The following is a 424-nucleotide window of genomic DNA, read 5'->3' on the forward strand; positions in this document are numbered from 1 at the left end:
GAAAGCTGGCCCGGATATTTGTTGGCCTGCTCGGGAATCTTGACGCGCTTCAAGAAGTGCATGGCGATATCTTCGGCCTGCTTCTTCGGCATCTTGCGCACCCAGATCGGCGCCAGCGTGCAGTTTTCCAGGATCGTCAGATGCGGGAAGAGGTTGAAGTGCTGGAACACCATGCCGACTTCCCGGCGTACTTCGTCGATCTTCTTGAGGTCGTTGGTCAGTTCCGTGCCGTCAACGACGATCTGGCCCTTCTGGTGCTCTTCCAGACGGTTGATGCAGCGGATCATCGTCGATTTGCCGGAACCCGACGGGCCGGCGATGACGATGCGCTCGCCGCGCATGACCTTCAGGTTGATGTCGCGGAGCACGTGGAAATCACCATACCACTTGTTCATGTTGACGATATCGACGGCGACGTCGGTCG

1 protein-coding gene is annotated in these 424 nt (G+C 58.0%); it reads right to left on the reverse strand.

The genetic code is table 11. From position 1 onward, the window contains the following. A partial coding sequence (locus AC1DUP_RS36800) for an amino acid ABC transporter ATP-binding protein (RefSeq protein WP_477837391.1) occupies positions 1-424 on the reverse strand: 424 nt, incomplete at both ends.

Source organism: Rhizobium sp. 01L419 (genome assembly GCF_056400025.1).